Below are 3,930 nucleotides of genomic sequence, written 5' to 3'. Positions count from 1 at the left end.
TGGTTACATCAGGCAAAGCCGACGATGCCGGCCGCATACAGGGCGTTCTCGACATAGCGCTCAAGCCCGGCTGGAAGACATATTGGCGCGATCCGGGAGACGCGGGCGTGCCGCCGCAACTCGACATTTCGGCCAGCACCAACATCGCCGACGCCGCTCTGTCGTTTCCGGCGCCGCAGCGCCATGACGACGGCTATGGCAAATGGGCGGGCTACAACTATCCGGTCTCTCTGCCGGTGACATTCACGCTGGCGACGCCGAACCAGCCGGCGGTGATCGATGCCGACATCTTTCTCGGCATCTGCGAAACGATCTGCATTCCGGTGCAGACGCGGCTGACCGTCGACCCCGCCTCCGATCCGGACAATGCCGAGGACGCGGCGCTGGTGAAGGCGAGTTTTACGGCACTGCCTGCGCCCGCGAGGTCCGATTTCGGCATCAATGTGCTGCCGGGCGACCATGAGACGCTGATTGTCGAGGCGAGCTTTCCCGGCGATCCGGCGGCGGCGGACTTCTTCGTTGCCGGCGAGCGGGACTACATGTTCGGCACCCCGGCCCGCAGCGAAAAGGACGGCAAGCTGATTTTCACCGTGCCGATCCTCGATCGCCCCTCGACGACGCCGACCGATGGCGGGCTTCACTATACGCTGACGAGTGCGGCGGGCGCTGTCGAAGGGGTTCTGCCTTTCCCTTGATCCAGCCCATCGCAACGGTTGCAGGAAGCCGTTGGGTTCGCTACGCAAAGACACGTCCTTCCCCATTTTCCCAAGCGAGGAATCCATGACCATTTCCGTTGGCGACAAGCTGCCTGACGTGACCTTCAAGACGATGACCGACGACGGCGCCAAGCCGATCACCGGGGCCGAGATCTTCCCGGGCAAAAAGGTCGTTCTGTTTGGAGTTCCCGGCGCCTTCACGCCGACCTGCAGCAACAACCACTTGCCCGGCTATCTCGAGAACCATGACGCCATCCTGGCGCGCGGCGTCGACACCATCGCCGTCGTTTCGGTCAATGACGTCCATGTCATGGGCGCCTGGGCGCGCTTCACCGGCGGCGAGGGCAAGATCCTGTTCCTGGCCGACGGCAGTGGCGATTTCGCCAAGGCAGTGGGCCTCGACAATGACCTTTCCGCCAGCGGCATGGGGCTGCGTTCGAAGCGATTTTCGATGATCGTCGACGACGGCAAGGTCACCGCGCTCAATGTCGAGACCAAGCCCGGTGTCGACGAGTCCGGCGCGGCCCATATTCTGGGACAGCTCTGAACTTCAGTGCGCCTTCGGCCGCAACGGCGATGGCGCTTGTGGTTCATGGGTTGCTTTGGGGGGATCCTAGCGATGTTTGACATCTTCTGGCGCGCTATCGCGATCGGCGTCGGCGCCACCGTGCTGATGGATCTCTGGGCCATCTTCCTGCACAAGGCGTTCGGCCAGCCACGGCCGAACTGGGGGCCGGTCGGCCGCTGGGTCTGGCATCTCCGTGACAAGGTCTTTCACGACGATATCGGCGATACAGCACCATACGCGCATGAAAAGGCGCTGGGTTGGGCCTTTCACTATTTTGTCGGCATCATCTACGGCATCATCCTGGTGGTGCTGGCCGGAGCGGGCTGGCTTGCCGCGCCGACATTTCTGCCGGCCTTCATCCTCGGCATTGTCACCGTCGGCGCCGGCTGGTTCCTGCTGGCACCCGGCATGGGCGCCGGCTGGGCCGCCTCGAAGCGGCCCAACCCGATGCGGATCCGGGCGCTGAACCTGGTGTCGCACACGGTGTTCGCACTTGGGCTTTGGGGCACGGCGCTGCTGATACGATAAGCGCTTACGGCTGTGTCGGCCTGTCGATCGGCTGCCAGCCGTAGACAACGGAATGCGCGCCGATATCGTAGTAGTTGCCGCCGCCCACTGGCTGATCCGCTTCTTCGTACCCGAGCCGCGCCGCTCCTGAAATTCAATAGCTCTGGGTCGAGCGCCGCACCTTCGCGATTGCCGGCGCAGCAGGCTTTGGCGCTGCTGCAGGCTTGAACGGGCCTTTCTTGAACGGCGCCATGCCTTCGCGCGCGAGTTCGTCGGCGCGCTCGTTCTCGACATGGCCGTCATGGCCCTTGACCCAGTTCCAGGTGACCTTGTGGCGCTTGTTGGCCTCGTCGAGCGCCTGCCAGAGTTCACCGTTCTTGACAGGCTTCTTGTCGGCGGTCTTCCAGCCGTTCTTCTTCCAGCCGTGGATCCACTTGGAAATGCCGTCCATGACGTATTTGCTGTCGGTGTGAAGCTCGACCGTGCACGGTTCCTTCAGCGCGTTCAGCGCCGAGATAGCAGCCAACAGTTCCATCCGGTTGTTGGTCGTCTCGGCCTCACCGCCGGAAAGCTCCTTGGTGGTGCCGTTGAAGCGCAGGATCGCGCCCCAGCCGCCAGGGCCGGGATTGCCCGAACAAGCGCCGTCGGTGAAGATCTCAACCTGTTTGCTCATGATATCAGGCCAATCCATATTCCGAAGGAGATTTGATCGCCCGGTGGAACCGCATCCTTCTGATGTATTCGGTCGGATCGCGTTTCATCACCAGCCCGCCATCGGGGACGGTCAGCCAGTCGTATAGCCGGGTCAGCATGAAGCGCAACGCCGAACCGCGCGCCAGCATCGGCAGCGCAGCCTTTTCCTGGTCGCTCAGGGGCCGGACGCTCTGGTAGCCGGCGAGCAGCGCCTTGCCCTTGGTCAGGTTGAAGGAAAAATCCTTCTCGAAGCACCAGGCGTTGAGGCAGGTGGCGACATCGTAGGCATAGAGGTCGTCGCAGGCGAAATAGAAGTCGATCAGGCCGGAGAGCTTTTCGCCGAGGAAGAAAACGTTGTCCGGGAAAAGATCGGCATGAATGATGCCTTGCGGCAGGTCTTTGGGCCAGTTGCGCTCAAAATCGGCAAAGTCGGCATCAACCTCGGCCGCCAGGCCCGGCTCGACCTCGTCGGCGCGGTCGCGCGCTGCGTCCCAGAGCTTGCGCCAGCCGTCGATGGCCAGGGCATTCGGACGCGTCATCGAAAAATCGGCGCCGGCCAGATGCAATTGCGCCAACGCCTTGCCGACCTCGGCACAATGCGTGGCTGTGGGCCGCCGCAACGAAAGCCCTTCCAGGAAGGTGATGATGACCGCCGGCCGGCCGGCGAGCGTGCCGATGACGCTGCCGTCATGGGCGGTCACCGGCAGCGGGCAGGACACGCCCTTGTAGGCGAGATGGCCCATCAGCCCGAGGAAAAACGGCAGATCCGCCTTCTCGACGCGTTTCTCATAGAGCGTCAGGATGTAGGAGCCGCTCGAGGTGTGCAGCAGGAAGTTCGAGTTCTCGGTGCCTTCGGCGATGCCCTTGTAGGACAGGAGATCGCCGACCGGATAGTGCTTCAGGAATGCGCCGAGTTCGCCTTCCGCGACGTCAGTGTAGACCGCCATGTGCCTTACGCGGCTCCATTGACGAAGGCCATGTCGGCCCGCGTCAGTTCGACATCGCGCAGTACCCGCATGACCGGAAAATCCTCCGTTTCCGTGGCCGTGATGGCCAGATCGATCGTGACATCGAAGCGCTGCCGGAACGCGTCGATGATCTCGTCGACGATGATTTCGGGCGCCGACGCGCCGGCCGACAGGCCGAGCGTCGAAATGTTGCCGATGTCATTCCACGGAATCTCGGCGGCGCGCTGCACGAGAAGCGACATGGTGGCGCCTGCACGCTCCGCCACTTCGACAAGTCGTCGCGAATTGGATGAATTCGGCGCGCCGACGATCAGGTAGAGATCGGCGCCCGGCGCGGTGTCCTTGACGGCTTCCTGGCGGTTGGTGGTGGCATAGCAGATCGATTCCGCCGCTGGCGCCTGCAGCGCCGGAAAGCGATCCTGCAAGGCGCGGATGATGCCGGCGGTGTCCTCGACCGACAATGTGGTCTGGGTGACGA

At 63.2% G+C, this 3,930-nt stretch carries 5 protein-coding genes and 1 pseudogene; 3 read left to right on the top strand and 3 right to left on the bottom strand.

What is annotated here, in order from left to right; translation table 11 throughout:
• From EN991_RS26630 to EN991_RS26620, 3 genes are all read left to right on the top strand, one after another.
• Window positions 1–695 (top strand): protein-disulfide reductase DsbD domain-containing protein (locus tag EN991_RS26630; RefSeq protein WP_127369884.1); only part of this gene is annotated, 695 nt, incomplete at its 5' end.
• 85 nt (window positions 696–780) lie between these two features.
• The gene (locus tag EN991_RS26625; RefSeq protein WP_027164142.1) at window positions 781–1,263 is read left to right on the top strand and encodes a peroxiredoxin; all 483 of its coding nucleotides are present in this window, start codon (window positions 781–783) and stop codon (window positions 1,261–1,263) included.
• Between the two features lie 72 nt (window positions 1,264–1,335).
• Complete coding sequence (locus EN991_RS26620; protein ID WP_013532768.1) at window positions 1,336–1,812, top strand: DUF2938 domain-containing protein; 477 nt, start codon at window positions 1,336–1,338, stop codon at window positions 1,810–1,812.
• Between the two features lie 133 nt (window positions 1,813–1,945).
• Here EN991_RS26620 and rnhA read toward each other — a convergent pair whose 3' ends face one another.
• The 3 genes and pseudogenes from rnhA to EN991_RS26600 form a co-directional block, all read right to left on the bottom strand.
• Complete coding sequence (gene rnhA / locus EN991_RS26610) at window positions 1,946–2,464, bottom strand: ribonuclease HI (RefSeq protein ID WP_027164143.1); 519 nt, start codon at window positions 2,462–2,464, stop codon at window positions 1,946–1,948.
• Between the two features lie 4 nt (window positions 2,465–2,468).
• The gene (locus EN991_RS26605) at window positions 2,469–3,431 is read right to left on the bottom strand and encodes a homoserine kinase (RefSeq protein WP_024503619.1); all 963 of its coding nucleotides are present in this window, start codon (window positions 3,429–3,431) and stop codon (window positions 2,469–2,471) included.
• Between the two features lie 5 nt (window positions 3,432–3,436).
• Window positions 3,437–3,930 (bottom strand): annotated as a pseudogene (locus tag EN991_RS26600) (4-hydroxy-3-methylbut-2-enyl diphosphate reductase); the annotation flags it as partial.

Origin of the sequence: Mesorhizobium sp. M7A.F.Ca.US.005.03.2.1, assembly GCF_003997795.1 — a bacterium.
GTDB classification, from domain to species: Bacteria; Pseudomonadota; Alphaproteobacteria; order Rhizobiales; family Rhizobiaceae; genus Mesorhizobium; species Mesorhizobium ciceri.
The sequence above is the reverse complement of the archived record's forward strand: the minus strand, read 5'-3'. Positions and strand labels throughout refer to the sequence as shown.